The sequence below is a fragment of the Thalassotalea sediminis genome, from assembly GCF_030295915.1.
GTDB classification, from domain to species: domain Bacteria; phylum Pseudomonadota; class Gammaproteobacteria; order Enterobacterales; family Alteromonadaceae; genus Thalassotalea_C; species Thalassotalea_C sediminis.
Genome location: NZ_AP027361.1, coordinates 1,767,199 through 1,788,413, shown reverse-complemented (window position 1 = coordinate 1,788,413; position 21,215 = coordinate 1,767,199). Strand labels below are relative to the sequence as shown.

23 protein-coding genes are annotated in these 21,215 nt (G+C 37.8%); 7 read left to right on the top strand and 16 right to left on the bottom strand.

Annotation, left to right across the window (positions count from 1 at the left end; translation table 11 throughout):
- Positions 1-83: 83 nt before the first annotated feature.
- Genes QUE09_RS08180 through QUE09_RS08125 form a run of 12 tightly spaced genes read right to left on the bottom strand, consistent with a single transcriptional unit; the run spans position 84 to position 12,600 of the window.
- Positions 84-1,808, bottom strand: a complete 1,725-nt coding sequence (locus QUE09_RS08180; protein WP_286235706.1) for an ATP-binding SpoIIE family protein phosphatase — start codon at positions 1,806-1,808, stop codon at positions 84-86.
- 1 nt (position 1,809) lies between these two features.
- Positions 1,810-2,118 carry an STAS domain-containing protein gene (locus tag QUE09_RS08175; RefSeq protein WP_286235705.1) on the bottom strand — a complete coding sequence of 103 codons (309 nt, stop codon included), beginning with the start codon at positions 2,116-2,118 and terminating at the stop codon, positions 1,810-1,812.
- Positions 2,119-2,139: 21 nt separating this feature from the next.
- On the bottom strand, positions 2,140-3,321 hold the full coding sequence (locus tag QUE09_RS08170) for a methyl-accepting chemotaxis protein (protein WP_286235704.1): 1,182 nt from the start codon (positions 3,319-3,321) through the stop codon (positions 2,140-2,142).
- Positions 3,311-4,399: a protein-glutamate methylesterase/protein-glutamine glutaminase gene (locus QUE09_RS08165; RefSeq protein WP_286235703.1), complete on the bottom strand. Its 1,089-nt coding sequence runs from the start codon at positions 4,397-4,399 to the stop codon at positions 3,311-3,313. Before QUE09_RS08165 ends, QUE09_RS08170 begins: the two co-directional genes overlap by 11 nt.
- A gap of 11 nt (positions 4,400-4,410) precedes the next feature.
- Positions 4,411-5,073 (bottom strand): chemoreceptor glutamine deamidase CheD, encoded by a 663-nt coding sequence (gene cheD, locus QUE09_RS08160; RefSeq protein WP_286235702.1) that lies wholly within the window; start codon positions 5,071-5,073, stop codon positions 4,411-4,413.
- 24 nt (positions 5,074-5,097) lie between these two features.
- A complete protein-coding gene (locus QUE09_RS08155; RefSeq protein ID WP_286235701.1) occupies positions 5,098-5,943 on the bottom strand; it encodes a CheR family methyltransferase in 846 nt (281 codons plus the stop codon).
- A 9-nt stretch (positions 5,944-5,952) separates the two neighbouring features.
- Positions 5,953-8,709, bottom strand: coding sequence for a methyl-accepting chemotaxis protein (locus QUE09_RS08150; RefSeq protein WP_286235700.1), 2,757 nt, complete (start codon positions 8,707-8,709; stop codon positions 5,953-5,955).
- Between the two features lie 13 nt (positions 8,710-8,722).
- The gene (locus QUE09_RS08145) at positions 8,723-9,232 is read right to left on the bottom strand and encodes a chemotaxis protein CheW (RefSeq protein ID WP_286235698.1); all 510 of its coding nucleotides are present in this window, start codon (positions 9,230-9,232) and stop codon (positions 8,723-8,725) included.
- Positions 9,214-9,768, bottom strand: a complete 555-nt coding sequence (locus QUE09_RS08140; RefSeq protein ID WP_286235697.1) for a chemotaxis protein CheW — start codon at positions 9,766-9,768, stop codon at positions 9,214-9,216. Before QUE09_RS08140 ends, QUE09_RS08145 begins: the two co-directional genes overlap by 19 nt.
- Positions 9,768-11,903, bottom strand: coding sequence for a chemotaxis protein CheA (locus QUE09_RS08135; protein ID WP_286235696.1), 2,136 nt, complete (start codon positions 11,901-11,903; stop codon positions 9,768-9,770). Before QUE09_RS08135 ends, QUE09_RS08140 begins: the two co-directional genes overlap by 1 nt.
- A gap of 6 nt (positions 11,904-11,909) precedes the next feature.
- Positions 11,910-12,272 carry a response regulator gene (locus QUE09_RS08130; RefSeq protein ID WP_286235695.1) on the bottom strand — a complete coding sequence of 121 codons (363 nt, stop codon included), beginning with the start codon at positions 12,270-12,272 and terminating at the stop codon, positions 11,910-11,912.
- A gap of 55 nt (positions 12,273-12,327) precedes the next feature.
- Positions 12,328-12,600 (bottom strand): STAS domain-containing protein, encoded by a 273-nt coding sequence (locus QUE09_RS08125; RefSeq protein ID WP_286235694.1) that lies wholly within the window; start codon positions 12,598-12,600, stop codon positions 12,328-12,330.
- A 265-nt stretch (positions 12,601-12,865) separates the two neighbouring features.
- Between QUE09_RS08125 and QUE09_RS08120 the strand changes: the two genes are divergently transcribed.
- The 6 genes from QUE09_RS08120 (at position 12,866) to QUE09_RS08095 (ending at position 16,807) form a co-directional block, all read left to right on the top strand.
- On the top strand, positions 12,866-14,092 hold the full coding sequence (locus QUE09_RS08120; protein WP_286235693.1) for a M24 family metallopeptidase: 1,227 nt from the start codon (positions 12,866-12,868) through the stop codon (positions 14,090-14,092).
- 125 nt (positions 14,093-14,217) lie between these two features.
- Positions 14,218-14,775 carry a septation protein A gene (locus tag QUE09_RS08115; RefSeq protein WP_286235692.1) on the top strand — a complete coding sequence of 186 codons (558 nt, stop codon included), beginning with the start codon at positions 14,218-14,220 and terminating at the stop codon, positions 14,773-14,775.
- 8 nt (positions 14,776-14,783) lie between these two features.
- A complete protein-coding gene (locus tag QUE09_RS08110) occupies positions 14,784-15,086 on the top strand; it encodes a YciI family protein (protein WP_286235691.1) in 303 nt (100 codons plus the stop codon).
- The gene (locus QUE09_RS08105; RefSeq protein WP_286235690.1) at positions 15,086-15,502 is read left to right on the top strand and encodes a lysozyme inhibitor LprI family protein; all 417 of its coding nucleotides are present in this window, start codon (positions 15,086-15,088) and stop codon (positions 15,500-15,502) included. Before QUE09_RS08110 ends, QUE09_RS08105 begins: the two co-directional genes overlap by 1 nt.
- A 319-nt stretch (positions 15,503-15,821) precedes the next feature.
- Positions 15,822-16,226 carry a SulA-like leucine-rich domain-containing protein gene (locus tag QUE09_RS08100; RefSeq protein WP_286235689.1) on the top strand — a complete coding sequence of 135 codons (405 nt, stop codon included), beginning with the start codon at positions 15,822-15,824 and terminating at the stop codon, positions 16,224-16,226.
- A gap of 71 nt (positions 16,227-16,297) precedes the next feature.
- Positions 16,298-16,807, top strand: coding sequence for a YchJ family protein (locus QUE09_RS08095; protein ID WP_286235688.1), 510 nt, complete (start codon positions 16,298-16,300; stop codon positions 16,805-16,807).
- A gap of 42 nt (positions 16,808-16,849) precedes the next feature.
- On the opposite strand, the gene QUE09_RS08090 is transcribed toward QUE09_RS08095, so the two are convergent.
- Positions 16,850-18,256 carry an aminotransferase-like domain-containing protein gene (locus QUE09_RS08090; RefSeq protein WP_286235687.1) on the bottom strand — a complete coding sequence of 469 codons (1,407 nt, stop codon included), beginning with the start codon at positions 18,254-18,256 and terminating at the stop codon, positions 16,850-16,852.
- Positions 18,257-18,370: 114 nt separating this feature from the next.
- Between QUE09_RS08090 and ccoG the strand changes: the two genes are divergently transcribed.
- A complete protein-coding gene (gene ccoG / locus QUE09_RS08085) occupies positions 18,371-19,735 on the top strand; it encodes a cytochrome c oxidase accessory protein CcoG (protein ID WP_286235686.1) in 1,365 nt (454 codons plus the stop codon).
- A 161-nt stretch (positions 19,736-19,896) separates the two neighbouring features.
- On the opposite strand, the gene QUE09_RS08080 is transcribed toward ccoG, so the two are convergent.
- From QUE09_RS08080 to QUE09_RS08070, 3 genes are all read right to left on the bottom strand, one after another.
- Positions 19,897-20,235: a zinc ribbon domain-containing protein YjdM gene (locus tag QUE09_RS08080; protein WP_286235685.1), complete on the bottom strand. Its 339-nt coding sequence runs from the start codon at positions 20,233-20,235 to the stop codon at positions 19,897-19,899.
- Positions 20,236-20,325: 90 nt separating this feature from the next.
- A complete protein-coding gene (locus tag QUE09_RS08075; RefSeq protein ID WP_286235684.1) occupies positions 20,326-20,742 on the bottom strand; it encodes a hypothetical protein in 417 nt (138 codons plus the stop codon).
- Between the two features lie 62 nt (positions 20,743-20,804).
- Positions 20,805-21,200, bottom strand: a complete 396-nt coding sequence (locus tag QUE09_RS08070; RefSeq protein WP_286235683.1) for a VOC family protein — start codon at positions 21,198-21,200, stop codon at positions 20,805-20,807.
- Positions 21,201-21,215 lie beyond the last annotated feature (15 nt).

The window sequence follows — 21,215 nt, the reverse complement described above, 5'->3', positions numbered from 1 at the left end:
ATTACATCATTTATTGAGCTATTTGCTGAATCCTGCCTTACCTCAGTATAGCCAACTTAATTGCTTATATTGATAGCATCCTATTAATTCCATACGTAACTTGCTTGTACTTGATTTCCCTGGTCAAAATATTGTAACGATTCACAAAGCTGACTCACTAAATGAATACCTCTACCACTTAACTTTGACCTTTCTTCTTGTTGCATTTGATGGTCACGAATCATGTCATTGTATTTATTAACATTAAAACCATTACCACTATCAGCAATACCAATAACGACACGACCACCCGATGCATTCGGATAAAAACTCAAATTAATCTCTACAAAACCATCAGTTATAACTTTTAAACGGCGCTCTCTTTCCATAAAGTATTCTGCAAAACCATCCGCACAAGACTTCATTGTGGAGTCAAGCCCCAACACACCATGATCTAGTGAATTAACAAAAAGCTCTGTTAAGATAGTAAATAAACTTTGTAGATGATCTTCATTACCCTCAATCTCTTGGATTTGGTTCATTGCAAGCGGGATAGGGTTAACATGAGAAAGTCGACTACCGGTCAACTTCAAACGCCATTGCCAAGCGGCTTCAACATCAAATGAATAATCATGACCTTGATCGGTTACAGGAGCTGCACTAACAGCAAATGTTTGTTGCCACCCATCGCATGGAATATCAATAAGTGAAATGTCGTCCTCCTGCTGCATATTTTGACAAAATTGTTCAACACTTGATAACACTTCATCCTTAATGTTATTTTGTATAATCCCTTTGGAAGCAGCCTGTTCAAAACGTTCGAATTCATACATTTCGCCCTGTGCATTTCGCGCTTCAACAATACCATCGCTGATCAATACCACACGGTCTGTTTCCGCGACAGAAAAAACACTTAACCCAATATCGTCTAATAATGCAGGCATAACACCTATAGGGGGATGATTTGATGAAACGCGGTGCTTAATGCTGCCTGACTGACCAAAAATATAAACGTCAGGTATGCCAGCATTAAAAATATAAACCGTATTGTCATTACTTGATACTGTTACAAAAGCCGCAGCGAGAAAAAGATCAGGCGGTAAAAGTTGATGTAATTGTTGATTAACCTGACTAATAATTTCTATTAAAGAAAACCCCTTCTTCGTCATCGTTCTAAACGTTTCAGACAACGGTATTGCCCCTATTGATGAACGTAATCCATGACCAGTAAAGTCGCCTAGCATCACATTAACATCACCATTAGGGCATAGCGCTGTCAGTTGAATATCGCCACTAAATAACGTTGCGGCCTTTTTAAGAATACCAATTTTATCCCTTGCATAATTCCTAGACTCTATAACACCTGACATCAATTGCTCAGCCAGTTCTGCATCCTTTTGTTGCGCTTGTTGCAAGGCTTTATTCTTTAATATTAGATCGCTAATACGTTGAATTGACTTTATTTTTGCTTTAAACACTTCAGGTGAAAAGGGTCTCACTAAAATACCATCGCCGCCCGCTTCTATACTGTCGATATAAGCCTGATCAGTCGCCATACTGGTAATAAAGATCAACGGGCAAAGGCTATTATCTTTAGACAATGCTTTTATTTTTCTTGCCGCTTCATGACCATTCATTATTGGCATATTAATGTCCATCAATACCAAATCAGGTTGATATTTGATATACATTGAAACACCTTGCGCACCATCATTTGCACTTAATACTCGGTAGCCTTCTTCTTTTAACAATATCCCTAACACTTTGCATTGCATTTCAGAGTCATCAACAACTAAAGCAAGTTTCTCGTTACCGAACGCTTCATTCATGTTAGAGCTCTATGGTCATTAATCGATGAAATTGCGCAATTTCTAAAATCTTATTAACGGCTTCATTAGGGTTTACGATTTTCAACTGCCCTGTCACCTTTTCTGCGTGGTCTTTTAATAACAAAATCATCCCTAAAGCCGAGCTATCCATATATGAAGTACCTGACAAATCGAGTATAAATGAAGTACCTGACTCATTTGCATCAACATAAGCTTCTTTAAATTGTTGATGCAAAGAAAAGTCAAATCGATCATCGATCGAAATGGTGATTGTTTTGTTATCGGCTGACACTTGTTTTTTTACGTTCATTTTAATTCCTACATCGGTTACTTAAAATAATTCTACATCGCCTTCATCCATTGAAGACTGAGAAACACTGCGTTTACTATCCATTTCATGTGTATTGTCGATAATAGTTTGACAATCATTTGCGAGTGCAATTAGTTGACTAGACGCATCATCACTTTGCGCATCAAATGATTCAATACGCGTAGATAATTGTTTTAAACTCGCTAGATTATGCTCAAGTGACGCTAAAGATTGATAGGTTAAATCTTCAAACTGTAGTGATCTTACCGCTAATGCTACCGTCTCTGAAATTTTTGGTGAAATTGTAGCCAGTTCTTCAACGATGTGCGCACTTTGCTCGTTCATATCTCGCACTTGCTGCATCATGACACTGACATTGTTCTTAGCTTCTAAGGTCGATGTCATATCCGCAGAAGCCATTTGTTCAACAGAACCTCGCAATTTCTCAATAATGGCTTTTGCATCACTTATTTGCAGACGTATATCATTGTTTAGTTCGGTTGAGCTAACAGACAGCGTTCTCACTTCATTAGCAACTACCGCAAAACCTCTCCCAGCTTCACCCGCACGTGCAGCTTCTATAGCAGCGTTAAGCGCTAACAAATTCGTTTGACTTGCTAAGTTCTCAACCTGACTGATCAAGTTAAAAATACCGTCAAATTGTTCAACCATGTCATCAGTATAAGACATCGTTTGTAAACTTTGCTTACTCGTATTAACAATCACTTCAACAAAACTTTCTAATGTTTTACCAGAATCTAGAACAAACTCTTCCAACGTCGTTGAATGATCATCTCCGATACCTTGGCTATTCTCTAATACTGAATTAATCATTTGTTGTTGCTCAACACTAAGACTTTGCAAATAATGAAAGCTATCAGAAATACCTGCGACGGCATCTTTCACCAATGTTTTAGTACGAGAGATTTCTTTTTCTATAACACTTACTTGTAACTCAATAACTTGCTCAACTTTATTCAAAGCATCTTTAATCGAAGCGTCATCGTGTATAATCTGTGGCGTCTTATGCGCTAACGTAACTTTTTCTTGCTGTTTTTCTAGCCAAAACAGCCCCATTAAACAAATAAAATTTGTGGCCAAACATAAAATGCTGAGTATTCCCCAGTTCAATAGCAGTAAATTAATACTCAATAATATTGTTGACAGTAACAATGAAATAAATAGAGGTTCTCTATTGATCATGAGGGTACATCTCCTGCATTTTGATACGATCTAAACCTGCATACATTAAAAGTTGTCTAGCAATCTCGTTTAAATCAAACGCTTCGCACTGTGCATTTAAACGATAAGCACTGCCTGGCATGCCCCAAATAAGACTACTTTTTTTATCTTGAATGACCGTTCTTGCACCCAATTTTTTTAAAGACAACATACCTTGCGCGCCATCTTGTCCCATCCCAGTTAGTAATACCGCTTGCACATTATCAGCAATGTCTACTAATGAGGAAAACAATACGTCAACCGATGGTTTATGACGATTAACCGGTGGTGAATCTTCTAGTACACAGAATAAACCTCCACCTTTATGAGCAATAGTTAAGTGTAGATCACCTGGCGATATATAGGCGTTACCGTCCTTTATTTTTTGGCCATGCTTGGCTTCTTGTACTTGAATCTCACAACATTCATTTAATCGGTTGGCGAACCTTTCACTGAATGTTTTAGGAATGTGCTGTGTTATTACAATACCCGGTGCATTAGAAGGCATAGACATTAAAACCTGTTTAATCGCTTCAGTACCGCCAGTAGATGCACCTATCGCAATAAGATGATTCGCTCTTTTAACACCTGTAAAGCGAATCGCAGTGTTTCCTTCTCGCTTCAGAGAAGCTTTTGCTAACGCATAGTTTTTTTGATCTACCGCTACAGCAGATTTAACTTTTTCCAGTAACAAGGTTTCAAAACTGTCTTTGCTACTTAATAATTCCTCAAAGGTAGGTTTGGCAATAAAGTCTACAGCACCTAATTCAAGTGCTTCTAACGTTATATCGGCGCCATGTGTAGTCAACGTCGATAACATTACGACAGGCATTGGTCTTAACCGCATCAAATTACTTAAAAATGTAATCCCATCCATTTTGGGCATTTCAACATCAAGTGTTAACACATCAGGGTTTAACAATTTAATTTTCTCGCGAGCATCAAAAGGATCTTTCGCCTCGCCTACAACCTCAATGAACTCGTCTTGGTTTAGAATTTCTGTCACTATATTGCGTATAACGGACGAATCATCAATGACTAGCACTTTGATTTTATTCATTAATACAACCTTTAAAAGAGTTCAATTTCACCATCAACCTGTTGTGTATCAATACTAGACCTGTAATTAGTTTCACGCTTGGCAATTGTATCGTTATGTAAATTATCAAGTTTCTTGACAAACGCGCGGCCGCTTTTCGGATCAAACAATACTTTTCTTGGGTAATATGAGCCGATATCTGATCCCAGTATTTTTATGTTTTCTTTCTCTAAGTAATCTAAAACAAAGGTAATATTTTTTTGTCCGACATCTGACATTTGCTTTAATACCTTACCGCCACCAAAAACCTTAGCGCGTAAATTTATTCTTCGGCCACCGTTTTTCAATATGGTATTAACGAGGTGTTCCATAGCAAAATTACCATACCTCGTCGCATCACTCGCTTGCCCTCTTTGTCCCCAATCTACTTCATGAGCTTCTTTATCTGTCAGCGGTAACATAAAGTGATTCATGCCTCCCAAGCCGACTTTATCATCCCAAATGCATGCTGAAATACAGGAGCCTAACGTCGTAGCAATCATGACGTTATCCTGAGTCATATAAAATTCACCAGGTAGTATTTTTGCAACCACGGTTTGTCGGTGTTTATCCCAGTAATGATTAATATGCTCAAACTCAGGCAAACAATGGATGATGCATTGCTGTACCTCATGTTGATGGCTAACTAAGCTCATAAATATTGCCCATATACATTGTTGCTACTCCGGTTTACGAAAAATAGTTCGCCCCACATTAGTAAAGTATTGCTGATAACTTCCTAAGTTTTCGCTGTGTCCAAGTATTAATAAACCACCAGGTGCTAACATTTCATAATAACGCTCAAACAATTCAAGTTGTGTTGGTTTATCAAAGTAAATAATGACATTACGACAAAAAATCACATCAAATGGGCCAGACATAGGCCAACCATTAAGTAAATTTAGTTGTTTGAATGTAATAAGCTGTTGGATACAACCATCAACTATAACGTTATCGCTATTTTTTCCTGTTCCACGTTTAAAAAACGCTTTCTTATAGTCGTCAGGTAAATCCTCGATACGGTTTTGTGCATAAATGCCCGATTTAGCTTTTGCCAATACTTCACTATCAATATCAGTTGCTAGCACTTTCACATCCCATGAAGAGAAATAAGGCTTCAGCACTTTATAAAGTGTCATTGCTATGCTGTACGGCTCTTCACCTGTAGAACAGGCGGAAGACCAAATCCGTATTCTTTTACTGCTAGCATTTTTCTGCACTAGCTGAGGCAATTCATGGCTTAACAAATAATCAAAGTGGTGCTTTTCTCTAAAAAAACTTGTTAAATTAGTCGTGATCGCATTAATAAAGAACGGCGTTTCTTGTTCACTGTTATCTCTCAATAAACGACAGTAATCACTAAAAGACGGCAATTTACGTTCTCTGACAATTCGCGTTAAACGACGATAAACCATCTCTCGCTTACTATCGTTGAGCACAATTCCCGTGTTTTGGTAGACAAATTGACAGATAAAATTGAATTCTTTATCCGTCAACCTAAACGCCTTCTCCCTAACTTGACTCATAGATGCCGCTTAAAACTCTTCCCATTCCTGATCAGACGCAATTGGATCACGTCTCACCCGCGCTTTAGTCGCCGGTTTTTCGATCGCTTTTCGCGTAATGCGAGTTACTGGCGCAACATTGGCTGGCGCTGCTTCATGCTCATTGTTGTTAAAGAAAGAAACTTGTTCTAATAAGCTTTGTGCTTGGTCTTCCATTGATTTACTCGAAGCAGCAGCTTCTTCAACCAAGGCTGCATTTTGCTGCGTCATTTCATCCATTTGACTGACAGCTGCACTCACTTCACCTATACCGGCAGCCTGCTCTTTACCTGCACTATCAATATCACTGATCATTTTGCCAACTTCTTCGATAGATGACACAAGTTCTGTAAACGTTTGTCCTGTTTCGTCTACAAGCTTGGTACCTTGACCTACAGCTTCAACACTGTCATTAATTAAGCCTTTAATCTCTTTTGCAGCACCAGCTGAACGCTGTGCTAAGTTACGTACTTCTGCAGCTACCACAGCAAAGCCTCTACCTTGTTCACCAGCCCTTGCAGCCTCAACCGCGGCATTAAGCGCCAACAAATTCGTTTGAAAAGCAATTTCATCAATAACACTTATAATGTCGGCAATTTTCTTACTCGACTTATTAATATCACTCATTGCTGTAATGGCATTTTTAACAACAGCACCACCATTTGTCGCTTTATCCATAACTTCGAGCGACAGCTTACTCGCTTCAGTGGCATTATCGGCGTTTTGTTGAACAGTACTGGTAATTTCTTCCATTGCCGATGCTGTTTCTTCAAGGCTAGAAGCTTGGGACTCTGTACGGTGGCTTAGTTCGTTGTTGCCTTCAGCTATTTCTCTCGCAGAATCGAATACATTAGTCGAAGCAGCTCTAATTGCGTCCACCATATTATTTAAATTATTAATAGAACCATTCATGGCATTCGATAAGGCTAAAAACTCACCTGCATATTCACCATCCATAGTTTGCGTAAGATCGCCATCAGAAAGTGCTTGCGCAACATTAATTGCCTCAGTGATTGGCTCAACAATCGCATTCATCAAATTATTAATTGACTCACCTAAGCCTTTCATGAAGCCCGAGTATTCTTCTGTGGCAATACGACTATCTAACTTTCCTGAAATCGCGTCGTTAATCAGCTTCTCTACTTGATTTTGCGCATCTCTTTCTTCGGTCAAATCTAGCCATTGAACGGCGGTTCCTACGTGATTACCATCTTCATCTTTTAACGCTATAGCAATAAGTTCAAAAGTTAACCCTGTCACTGATATTTCCGTTTTATAAGGTAAATTATCAGGGTTACCAAGCAAGTTTTGTTGATGTGCGGGGTTTTGATGAAAACTATCAAAATTGGTACCAATCATAGTGTCTACACTAAATGACGGTAAAACTGCTCTTAACCTAGTTTCGCGCCTTCTAAGCATTGCTTTTACAGCGGGATTTGCATAAACAATATTGCCTTGTAAATCAGCCATCATTAAATTAGTCGACATGCCTTCTACCGCAGATGTTAAACGCCCTACTTCAACTGATTTTGCGCGTGCTACCGTGACGTCTTGCCACTCAAGGCTATTACCAATGTAATTACCACGCACATCCATCACTGCTGTTACATTCAATTCAAAGATCAGGTGTTCGATTCTAATATCAGTTTTAAAAGGCAGGTTATTAGGATCACTTAATAACTCGCGTTGATGTGCTGGGTTTTTATGAAAACCATCGATACAGGTACCTAGAATTGATTCTTCATCTGCTTTAAAACCTGGCCATTTTTTAGCAAAGGTCGCCTCATGTTTTTTCAAAAGTGCTAGTGTCGCGTAGTTGGCATAAGTAATATTGAAATCTCGATCAATAAGCATACTAGGCGTGCCAGATTGATCTATAGCACCTTGTAATTGTGCCGCTTTATCTTCAGCAGCCCTTGTTGCGGTGACATCACTCCACTCCAACGAATTACCTATATAATTACCCTCTGCATCATTTATCGCCGTTACATTCAACTCTATTATCAAGTGTTCAATTGTAATATCAGTAACATAAGGCAGGTTACTTGGATCAGATAATAGTTTACGTTGATGTTCTGGGTTAACATGAAAAACATCAATACATGTACCCAAAATTTCATCTTTCTCTGCTTTAAAACCTGGCCATTTTTGTTGAAATATAGCTTCATGCTTTTTCAATAATTTCATCGTGGATTCATTAACATAATTAACAATGAAGTCTCGATCTATCATCATAAAAGCAGTGCCAGACTGCTCTATCGCAGCACTAATAAATAGCCCTTGGTCGTCAGTTTTACGGTTCATAGCTTTAGGTTTCCTTGTCGAGTTATCTTTTTCATCTACTGCATTCGCAGCTGCAATCATGGTTGTCGATAGTTTTTTATAAACTGCGAGCCAAGCTCGCTTAACGGGCGCTTTAAAGTCATCACCTAATCCAATTTCCAACGTTTTAATTAACGCTTCTCCAACCGTGTCGTAATGCTCAGGTTTTACACCATACTTAACGTGTCCCTCACCTAACTTTTCTACCGCTGGTAGCAATTTATCGGGTTCATTCAAAAGTTTTACTGCGGTATCTAACATTGCCATTAATTTTTTACCTTGAGCTTTCATATCGTTTTTAAACATAGGTTTTAACGATGGATCTAACTCAAATAAATTACTGTAAAAAATTTCAGCTGCCTGAGGGGCAATTGGTAAGACATTTTTCCAACTTTCCTGTACCAGACTAATTTGCTTTGGTGTCATATGTATTGCTCCTTTAATCAGCTGCTTGGCATTCGTTTACCGGCTGTGTCGACGCTTTAGAATGAGAGGATGGTGATAAACTATAGAGTTCATCTTGATCGAGTAATGCATTGCTATCTAAAAGAATAATGAGTTTATTCTCTATATTTGCTAATCCCTTTAAAAAACAGTCATCAACTTTACTGCCAAACTTTGGTGGTGTTCTAATCGCATTCAAGTCAAATTTATACACTTCAGAAACAGCGTCTACGACAATACCTACAACCATAGGTTGTTCTGTTGATTGGCTTTTTAAAATAATAGTAACAGTCTGTTCATCATACTCTAAAGGTTGCAGACCAAAGCGTTGCCTTAGATCAATGATAGGAATGATGACACCTCGCAGGTTTATCACGCCTTTTAAATAGTCGGGCTTGTTAGGTAATTCAGTCACATTTGACCAAACTCTGATCTCTTGAACACAAAGAATATCGACACCGTACTCTTCGCCATTAAGCATAAAGGTTAGGTATTCTTGATCCATTGCTCCCCCCTTACTTTTGACGAGTGTGGTTCTAATTGTTTAAGTGCTTCAACATTAAGTAAGGTAACAACGTTGTCACCTACATTTACAAGACCTGCGATGAAATGCTGAGGTACACACCCACCGAAGGCCGGTGCATTTTTTATATCCGTATCTTCGGCATTTAAAACATCGGAAACAGCATCTACGACAAAACCTATGGTTTTCGAACGTTCATTGCCTTCGATGGATAAAACAATCACAACGGTTGTTTCTGTGTATACGGCTTCTCCAATAGTAAATTTCAACCGTAAGTCAATGATGGGGACAATAACTCCCCGCATATTAATAACACCGCAAACATGCGAGGGAGAATTTGGAATAATCGTTGGTTTTTCCCAACTGCGTATTTCTTCGACACATAAAATATCAACAGCGTATTGCTCTTTTGCAAGTGTGAATGTGAGGTATTGTTCACCACTAGTAATAAAATCAATACCTTCAAGTGAATACTCTCCCTCAACGGGTATATCACTAACAAGTTCTTGAATATCCATTAAATCATAGCTCCTTCTGCACTTGGACTATGCGTTTTCGATGAAAGTCGATGATTAGCATTTTGCATCGCTAACTCGATCAATCCTGGAATATCTAAGATCATGGCGACAGAACCGTCGCCTAATATTGTTGCTCCTGAAATTCCTTCCACTTGTTGGTAATTTTCATCTAGACTTTTTATAACCACTTGCTGTTGAGCAAGTAAATCATCTACAAGTAACCCAACTTTTTGACCATCAGCTTCAACAACAACTAATAATGCTTCTTCTAAAGAGTCCGCATCGGCATCGCTTGCAATACCAAAAAGTTTATAAATAGGAATAATAGGTACATTGTCTTCTCGTAAACGATACAACACCATATCGCCTGAAACACGATTGATTAATTCAGCTTTTGTTTGCAATGATTCAACAATAGTAATTAGCGGTACAATGTAAGTTTCAGAGCCTACTTTAACGAGTTGACCATCGAGTATTGCAAGTGTTAATGGTAAGTTAACTTTAAACGTTGAGCCTTCGCCTGGCGTCGAATCAATTTGAATTCGCCCCCCCAGTGCTTGGATATTTTTCTTAACAACATCCATCCCGACGCCACGTCCAGAAATATCGCTAATTTCTTGTGCGGTTGAAAAGCCAGGTTCAAAAATCAATTCGAAAACTTGGTTATCGGTTAATGAAGTACCCGCATCGACAATACCTTTTTCAACAGCTTTGTTATAAACAGCATCTCGATTAATACCACCGCCGTCATCTTTGATTTCAATAACAATATTGCCCCCTTGATGATAGGCATCAAGGACAATTTTACCTTTGGTTGCTTTTCCATTCGCAGCTCTAACTTCAGCAGTCTCTATGCCGTGATCTACCGCATTTCGTACCAGATGAACTAAAGGATCACTAATTTGTTCCATCACCGTTTTATCGAGTTCGGTTTGTTCTCCTTTAAGCACTAACTCAATATCTTTACCTGTTTTTTTACCCAGATCATGAATCAATCGAGGAAAGCGATTAAAAGCAAAACTAATGGGTAACATTCTAATACGCATCACACTTTCTTGGAGCTCTTTTGTGTTTTGCAACAATTGTTCTAAGCCCGATGTTAAACGCTCAACTTTTGACAGATCAAAATCAGAGCCTAGCTCTGAAAGCATAGATTGCGTGATCACCAATTCGCCAACAAGATTGATTAAACTATCGACCTTATCAACACCCACACGAATTGAACCAGCATCAACTTTAGTTTTAGACGTTGATTTAGTTGGCGCTTTTATAACTTGCTTTTCTTGTTGAGTATTTTCTGCAACTTTTTCAACTGTAAGGCTTTCATCAAGGTTTGCAGTATCATTACTATCAGCAGGTTGAGAGGCAGTAAGCTTTTCTTCTAGGTTTGCTGATTCGACGTCACATTCGGCGGGTTTATTTTGGGTAATAGTAAGTTCACATTCATCTTCTACCCATTCAAATACTTCCCTGATAAGCGCTTCAGATGCGTTTTTTGAATGCAAGGTCAAGTTCCAGCTTAAATAAAGCTCTTGTGGATCTGCATCTAAGATCGAAGGTAAGTTGTTACAATTAGCCTCAACTTTCAACTCACCGAGTTCTGCTAAGGCGTTAAATAATAATAAAGGGTCATTGCCTGTTTGTACTAGGTGGTGTTCTGGAATAAACGATATATTCCATTCCGTCATACCATCGGTGCTTGTAACACTTTTATCAGTGCTATTATTCGTTGTTGGCAGTAAATCGGGTTCTTTTCCCTTTAATGCGACGAGCAAGAGTTGATAAGTTTCGTCAATTTTATCCTTGTCATAATCACCTTCGTCTCGAATTGCTTCGATTAACATTCTCATGCAATCAACTGATACCAATAGCAATTCAACGTCATCCTGCTTTATCGCTCGTTGACCATTTCTCATTTCATCTAATAAAGTCTCAACTAAATGAGTAAACTCAGTAACATGATCAAAACCAAACGTACCTGCTCCCCCTTTAATTGAGTGAGCTGCACGAAAAATAGCATTCATTGTTTCGTCATCACCTTGCTCTAGGTTCAATAAACTTGACTCCATTAGTTCAAGTCCTTCGAAACTTTCAGCTAAGAAATTAGGGATAAATTGAGAAAGATCTACGCTCATGGCATGTTACCTAACGACACGTTTAATTGTGGCCAATAACTTCTCAGGATTGAATGGTTTTACTAGCCATCCTGTTGCGCCAGCCGCTTTACCACGCATTTTCATATCACCTGAGCTTTCAGTCGTTAACATGAGAATAGGCGTGAACTTAAATGAGGGTAATTTTCGTAACTCTTGGCACAAGGTAATACCATCCATTATTGGCATATTGACATCTGAAATCACAAGGTCGAAAGTGCCCGCTTGTGCACGCGTTAACCCTTCCTTACCATCTTTAGCTTCTACGGTTTCATAGCCCGCACTTTTCAGAGTAAAGCTAACCATATCGCGTATAGAGTTAGAATCGTCTACAACTAGAATTTTGGGCATACTTTTTTCCTTCTAAAATTTTTATTTTTAAAATAAGTACTTATTTTTTATCTTTTCAATCAAGGTATTGATGCAATGAGGGATCATGAATTCCAAGCTGCTTAAAGCTAGAATTTACAACAGATGATTTGTTTTGCCAGGTAAGAGACTTTTTTAACGCTACGCTATGAACAACCATTGCAAGCAAAAGTTGAACACCAACAGTATCAATACGATTAACGTCACTATCGTCAAGTTCTATGTCGTCATGCTTATCAATATACGTTAAATATTGTTCTCTACATGCTTCAACTTGTGCGATTGTTAAATCACTGGGTAATTTAAACATTAGCGCTTTCCCTAGACATTTTTCTCATTACTTTGAAAGATATAACAAAATTGGGGTATCGCAAGTTTACGACTAAAATATTTGATAAATATCACTAGGTTAACAATAACGTAACAAACACCGACCTTTTTTAACGTAAATATTTCTTATTGGCGCGGTTATCCAAACTACCAAACGGCCACCAATATATTGTATACGATATTTCATTATTGCTTTTGTCATGGCATAATTCCGATTTACCCAAATAGATAAAAAAGTGAGTAAAGTGATGATAGGAATTGGTGGTTCAACGGCAGATATTGAACTCAAAAAACTTAAAAAACTAGCACCAGACATTGCAAGTATTTCAGCTGAGGAATACCAAACGCGTATACAAAAAGCCACAGAGTTGATGTCGCTAAACAACATTGATGCTGTTTATTTAAATGCAGGAACAAACCTTTATTATTTTACCGGTACAAAATGGTACGCTAGTGAGCGATTAGTGGGGGCTATTATGACGCAAGATGGCACCATTACTTATATTGCTCCACATTTTGAAATAGACACCTTAAAACAACACATGGTTATTGCAGGCGATGTACAGGGATGGCATGAGCATGAGAGCCCCTTTCATTGCTGTATAGAAACACTTTATAAAAAGGTACCTAACTGCCAAACGCTCGCCATTGATGAGTCGACAGCTTTTTTCATTTCAAACGGTATTCAAAATCTTGCTGAAAACTTAAACCTCATTGATGCAAAACCAGTCACCGCTGGTTGTAGAATGCAGAAATCTGAGCATGAAATTGCCATTTTGCAAACCGCAATGAATATGACGTTAGAAGTTCACAAAGCAGTCGCAAGAATCCTTAGAGTAGGAATATCAACAAAAGAAGTTGAATCATTTATTGATCAAGCGCACCGCGCAGTTGGTGCCGTTAATGGCTCTTATTTTTGTATCGTTTTGTTTGGCTCAGACTCTTCATACCCCCATGGTGTAAAAACACCTAAGAACCTCGAACAAAATGATATGGTTTTAATTGATACCGGCTATCAATTACACGGCTATAACTCTGATATCACAAGGTCATACGTATTTGGCGAAGCAACAGATAAGCAACGAGAAATGTGGCAAGTTGAAAAGAACGCACAAATCGCTGCATTTAATGCCGCACACATAGGTAAACCGTGTGGCGACGTTGATATTGCAGCTCGAGAATACTTAAAAAACCAAGGGCTTGGTCCTGACTATCAAACACCAGGTTGCCCTCACCGCACAGGACATGGCATTGGTTTAGATATTCATGAATGGCCTTATTTAGTTCGCAGTGAACAAACACCATTGGCTCGTGGTATGTGCTTTTCTAATGAACCAATGCTGGTATTCCCTCAAGAGTTCGGTATTCGACTAGAAGATCACTTCTACATGACTGATGAAGGAGCCAAATGGTTTACTGTACCTGCGCATAGTATTGATGATCCATTTGGTTATCAACAAAACGTCATTTAAATAGCAGCTTATCGCAACCTCAATACAACTTGCCGAATAAGTGGAAGGATTTCTAGAATTAAAGTTTGGAGATCTTTCCCGCATTCGTTAGAATCATCTACCACCAATTATCAATAAGTTTTAACATGCACGCTTTTTTAGAATATTTACCGCTTATTGTCTTTTTTATCGCGTGGAAAGTGGCAGGCATTTATTGGGCAACAGGCGCATTAATTGTGGCGTCTGCGATCCATCTTTTATCGTTTGTAGTAAGAAAAAAGCCAATACCAAAACGCCAATGGATTTTTTTCGCATTAATTGCGGTATTCGGTGGTCTCACTATCTTTTTCCAAAATGATGAGTTTTTAAAGTGGAAAGTCACCATTATAAATGGGCTATTTGCTATTGTATTATTTGTTAGTGATAAGTTTTTTAATAAGAATATCATTAAACAATTGATGGGTGAGTCTCTAGAGTTACCTAATAATATTTGGCAAAAATTAAATCTATCTTGGGTCGGCTTTTTTGCCCTTTGTGCAGTGTTAAACATTTACATTGCGTATAATTATTCTCAAGAATTTTGGGTGAATTTTAAGGTTTTTGGCTTGATGGGCATGACCTTTATATTTGCCATTGCAACGGTATTTGCTATTTATAAATATTTACCACAAGAAGAATCAGAAACCCCAGAAGATCCAAAGTAAGAGTTAACATGTATTATTTGATCTATAGTGAAGATGTAGAGAACAGCCTTTCTTTAAGAATGACAGTGAGAGATAAGCATTTAGCACGATTATCTGAATTGCAAAATGAAGGTAGATTGCTCGTTGCTGGCCCTTGTCCAGCCATTGACAGTGAAAACCCAGGAGAGGCAGGTTTCACTGGTTCATTGATAATTGCCAAATTTGAAAACCTTGAAAGTGCAAAAAATTGGGCTGATCAAGACCCCTATATTAAGGCTGGTGTTTATAAAAACGTTACCGTTAAACCATATAAAAAGGTACTTCCAGCGTAATGAAGCAACTAACCATTTATGCTTTTTACATATGTATTAGTTTTGCATGCTTATTTAGCCAAAGTGCAATCGCTGTCAATGAAAAATCAATTGCTGTATGCGAGAAAAACTATAATGCAGTAAGTGAACTATCAATGTGTTTTGATAATGTAAAAACAGCGGTAGATAAAGAAATGCAAACATGGATTAATAACCAAACATTTGTACTTGAAGAATTTGCTATTGTTACAGGCCGAAGAGCAGCCTTAGATATGTTTAAACGCTCTCAACGTAACTTTATTACCTACCGAGAAAATAACTGCCGTTGGCAATATTTACATATATCTCCTGACACAAAAGCAGCTTCTGCTTATAAAAAATGTTATATATTGATGACGAGAGACAGAATTAAAGAGCTAAGCCGTTTAGCTAAATAACCTCGTCATGAAGGGTTATGCATTCAGTTGTGTAACCCAGTAACTTCATATTCCTCACGACAAATGCTTGGTGAAATAACCACTCACAAGCTAAATGCGTTCTACCAATTTACCGCCAAAGATTATTTAAATACAGTCATATCGTTGAGTAATACATAGTCAAAACATTACGATACTCTGTTGCATTAACTTCCCACCTATCTTTTATGCCTGTACAAACATTAAACACCTTTTGTTTATTTTTAATTAAAATTTTGCTTGATTTAAGATAAAAATACATATACTGTTGTTTTATACAGTATATGTACAGGTGAACAGTATGAATAATATCTCTTTAACATCAAAAAACAATAAATCACGTTTTCACTGGCTTAACGTCCAATCAGTCGATGAGAGTCATCAAGCGTCGATGCAATATGTCGAAATTTGTCAGCGTCATGCGTTAGATAAGAAGTGGGTATTGTTAGTAAATCCTGAAGGCGCTTCTTTAACAGCATTAAATGAACTTAAGCACTTAGACACAAGTAAAATACTAAAAGTAAATACCGCAAAAACGCCCGTGAGTTTAGACAATATTAAGTCAGCCCTGCGTAAAGGTAACTGCTCTGCTGTGGTTTTATGTAACCCTTGCTTAAAACAAGAAGAAATAAAAGAATTACAAGAGTATGCGCGATTAGGGAAAACAGAATGTGTCGTTTTAACAAAACAGAATACATTGCATTAAGTGAAAGTATTATTGCAAATATTTATCATCTCCATAAAATGGCAGCCTGTTTGATAGAGTGAGCTCAAAACATGCTTTGTATATGCGGTAGTGGCCTTGATGAAGATGTATGCTGTAAAAGCATTATAGAAAAAAAACGCGTGGCAGTATTTCCAGAACAGTTAATGCGTTCTCGATATTATAGCTATGCACATAATAACGTTGATTACCTCTATGAAACTTATGCAGATCATGCCAAAAGCGCGACGTTAAAAAGCGAAATTGCAGATTGGTGTCAACAAAGTCGTTGGATAAAACTTAATATACATCGAGCTGATGCTGTAGCAATTGATAATGTTAATTGCACTGTTGAAAATGAAAACACAGCACTAAAGTATCCAATAGTGAACTTTACTGCCTACTACATTTATAATGATACCTATTGTCAAATGACCGAACAGTCACGTTTTATTGTTGAAAATGGTCAGTGGCGCTACTACGACGGTGACGTAATTGAGCAAAAAGCATGTGTTAAACTGACGCGCAATACATCATGCCCTTGTGGTAGTGGGAAAAAATACAAGCGTTGCTGTATAGGTTAGTTTAAGCAAAGTTCAAAACAAATATTGCTGGTTACCTCAATGTTATTTTACAGCTGTGGTAATAAGATGTGATAAACACTTAAATGCCTCAAGCCTTTTACCCGTTAAAGGATGACTAAAACTCATTCTAAGATAATGTGTATAATGTCCTGAAACTGAAAATAGTTGACCGGGTGTTAATGTAATACCTTGCTTTTTCGCGTTTAAATACAACTGATAACTATCAACCTCTTTCGGTAATGCTATCCATAAGCTGTTTCCACCTTCAGGGTTTGTATAAGCTATATATTCTGGTAGATAAGAGGTAATCGCTTGAATAAGCTGCTGTTTATGACGAACCAACGCTGAAACTAATTGCTGTAAATGTCGACGATATCCTCCTTCAGCCATGAACATGGCTAATCCTTGTTGATGAGCTTTACTTGAAGCCAAACTAGTCGCTAGCTTCAAACGAATAAGTCTGTCCTGATACTTTCCACCAACAATCCAACCAATACGTAAATCTTTTGATAACGCTTTAGACATTGATCCACACAGTATTACATTACCTGTTTCATCCAATGCCTTTAGTGGGCTTAATGTTCCATTAAACGACATATCTCCATATATATCATCTTCAATGATGGTAAAGTCAAATTTTGTCGCCAAGTTCAGTAACATTTTCTGCTTGTTTAATGGCATGCGTGCGCCTGTTGGTGTAGCAAAACTCGGTGTAACAATACATGCTTTAATTGGCCACTTATTAAGAGCCTGCTCTAGCGCATTTATGTCCATTCCTGTTTCTGCGCAAGAAGGTATTTCAATGATGTTTAAACTTAGCTGCTCAAGTGATTGCAATACCCCGTAAAATGCAGGGCTTTCCACCGCCACATTGTCACCTGGTTTTGTAATGCAGAGTAATGCTAAAAATAAAGCATGTTGGCAACCAGACGTAATACAAAACTGCTCTTCGTTGAGTAAAGCACCACGTTGACGGTATCGTAGGCTAAGTTGACGCCGTAGTGATATATCACCGAGTGGAGCATCATAATACATTGCTAGATCATGTGCTTGGCTTCTCGTTACCCTTCTGATAGCACGATTTAACGACAATAAAGCATTATCAGGTTTTGCCCTTTCACTTTTGGGTAAAATGTCAAACGCAGCACCGGTTGCCATAATATCGTAAAAAAGCACCGGTAAACTCACTTTTACCAGAGCAACTTCATGAGCTAAAGACATGGAGTTTGCCCCTTGATTAACTTTACTTTTGACAAAGTAACCACGTTTAACCGAGGCTTCTACGATTGACTGCGCTTCTAGCTCTCGAAGTGCATGTACGACCGTATTTATCGAAAAACCAAACTTGCATGACAATGCGCGAATAGACGGTAATTTCTCACCAGCTAACCAGCGTTGTTGATTAATTTCACGTTTAAGCGAATTCGCTAACTGTTTATATTTGTGCACATTAACATCATAACAACCAAATCTGTAACCATTATAATTAACTATTCTGTATCTGTAACCATTTGATATTCATCTTTACAATTTTGCAATTACGTAATTGTTGAGTGTAAAGAAATGTCACAACCTGCAAAAAACCAAGTTATTTTTCAAACAATTAATACTGATAATGCAATTTATGTAAAAGAGCAAAAAGGACATTACCAACGCGTTAGACGCCTTATATCTGTTTTTTTAATGATGCTCTTTATTGTAATACCATTTTTGCAACATCAGGGCGAACAAGCGATACGCTTTGATTTACCACGCCAAAAACTACATGTATTTTCATTCGTTTTTTATCCTCATGATCTTTTACTGTTTGTCTTTATCTTCATCATTGCCGCATTTTTACTTTTTGTTGTGTCAAAAAAATATGGACGTGTCTGGTGTGGTTTTACATGTCCTCAAACTGTATGGACATTACTTTTTATATGGGTTGAACACAGAATTGAAGGCACTAGAGCAAAAAGGATCGCGCTAACTAAAGCGCCTTTAAGTTTGAATAAAATCGCGATTAAAACTACAAAGCATATTATTTGGCTTACCATTTCATTACTGACAAGTTTGGTTTTTATATCTTATTTTTATCCTGCGCACCGACTTTATGTTGAGATATTTAATGGCCAATTACCTAGCATAACCTTATATTGGGTATTATTTTTTTTGCTGTGTACTTATATAAATGCAGGTTGGATACGTGAAAAAATGTGTGAGCATATGTGTCCGTACGCACGTTTTCAATCCGTTATGTTTGATGATAATACTAAAATAGTAACCTATGACCGAACACGAGGTGAAAAGCGAGGAGCACGTAAGCTCAATCAAACCAAGCCAGATGACTTAGGCGATTGTGTAAACTGTAATTTATGCGTACACGTTTGCCCTGTAGGGATAGATATTAGAGAGGGCTTACAATATCAATGTATTAGTTGTGGCTTGTGTATTGATGCGTGCGATCAAGTAATGGCTCGCTTTGGCTATAAAGAAAGACTTATTGCATTTGCATATTCAGCCAAGCAATCTAAAAGTCTTACCATGATATGCTATGCATTCACGATAGTATTATTAACCATCGCTTTTTCACTATGGTTAGCGAATAGAAACGCGCTAGAATTAACGGTAATGAAAGATAGAAATTCCCTCTACCGCCAACTTGATACAGGGGAAACGGAGAATGTATTTCAAGTTAAACTTATCAATAAGTCAACACAACCAATTAGCGTAAAATTAACAACCACCCTCGCACCTAGCTTTTCAGTAACGGGGGAAAAAATTATTCACCTGACGAGTCAACAAAGTTATCACAAAACACTTGTCATCAAATCACCCGTGAATTATCACGATGTAATACGAAATTTTAAATTTAACATTCAAGACAATAAAACCAAAAAAGTACTTATTACGCGTAAATCAAGTTTTCATGCACCATCAAAACGATGATATCAGCTAACGATTTCAGGTAGCGCTAATCATTTTATTTGTCGAATGTAATTAAAAAGCGGCTTTTAATAAGTATGTCGCTAACTGTTGGCGTCGAATATTCAAATGCCGCAACGTTTACCAATGCGGCTTTTGACTATACTTTTGTTTTAGCGGGCTCACTACGCTTTCTTAACAAACTTTGCAGTAACCAAAATTTCACCTGCACCGTCTACTTTACAGTCTAACTGATGATCTTTGCCTTCTTTAATACGCTTTATAATCGCTTTAGTGCCTATTTTCAGTACCAAAGAACTGCCTTTTACTTTTAAATCTTTAGCTAGTGTAACTTTATCGCCCTCTCCTAATAAGGTGCCATTGGCATCATGTACTTTAAAGTCACTTTCATCGCTAAGTTGTTCTGTAGGGTTCCATTCATATGCACATTCAGGACAAATAAAATGATTTTGATCTTGATAAACAAACTCAGATTGGCATTTAGGACATGGAGGAAAAGACATAAATAACTACTTCTTAAAAAATAACAATACGATCAAGGTTGATATTCAAACTACCCACTTATAACGCAGTAATACCTATTATTCATTAACCTATAAGTGCTGCCACTGCTGGTAAAGGCCGAGTATATGAATAATACCAACAGATAAACAAATAAGAGAACTCCATATCCAAAAATCTGGGGTTCTTCCCATAGGCGCATAAATTAAAAACAAGCCTGCGATACCGCGCAACATATAAATACCAGTAATCACTACTAACCCAATACGCAACCAAGGTAATTGGGTGATAACACCTGCTCCAGAAAACGCATATGCAGCCCAAACAGATAACATAATAATAATACCAGTGGTGATCAAAGTTGGCTGTATACTGCCCTTTTCTGCAAGTACTGCCATGTGCTCACCCGCTCCGAAAAAGCGGTACCAAGATGCACCAAAATAAATACAACCAATATGCATAACAGCCGCGACCGCGCTTAACACACCGGCAATCATTAAATAATTCATAACGTTATACTTCCTTATTGTACGCTTCTAACACCTTTTCAATCATGCAATATTGCACCGATTTAATCCCCTTGCCAAAAAAACTCGATACGAATTCCACTGGGTTCAAAACACATAAGGTGTTTAGCAGGTCCTTCTTTAACAAATTCAGGTTTAAATTCAAGATCAATATTAGCTCTGATTAACGCCTGCTCTACTAACATTAATTCTGCTTCTGTATCCACCTGCAATGCTAAGTGATGAAGGCCAATATTAGCGTGGCGATCAAATGACACAGGAAAATCACTCTTAGTCTGCCATAAGGTTAACATTACCTTACCATCGCTAACGAATATTGCCGGATAATCGAGGTTCCTTTTTACTTCATGCCACCCCAAAATATCAATAAAAAAAGCAGCGCTAGCCTCCAACCGCGAAACGGTTAAACCTAGGTGGTGAATACCTGCTGTCATTGCCATGTAAACGTCCTTATT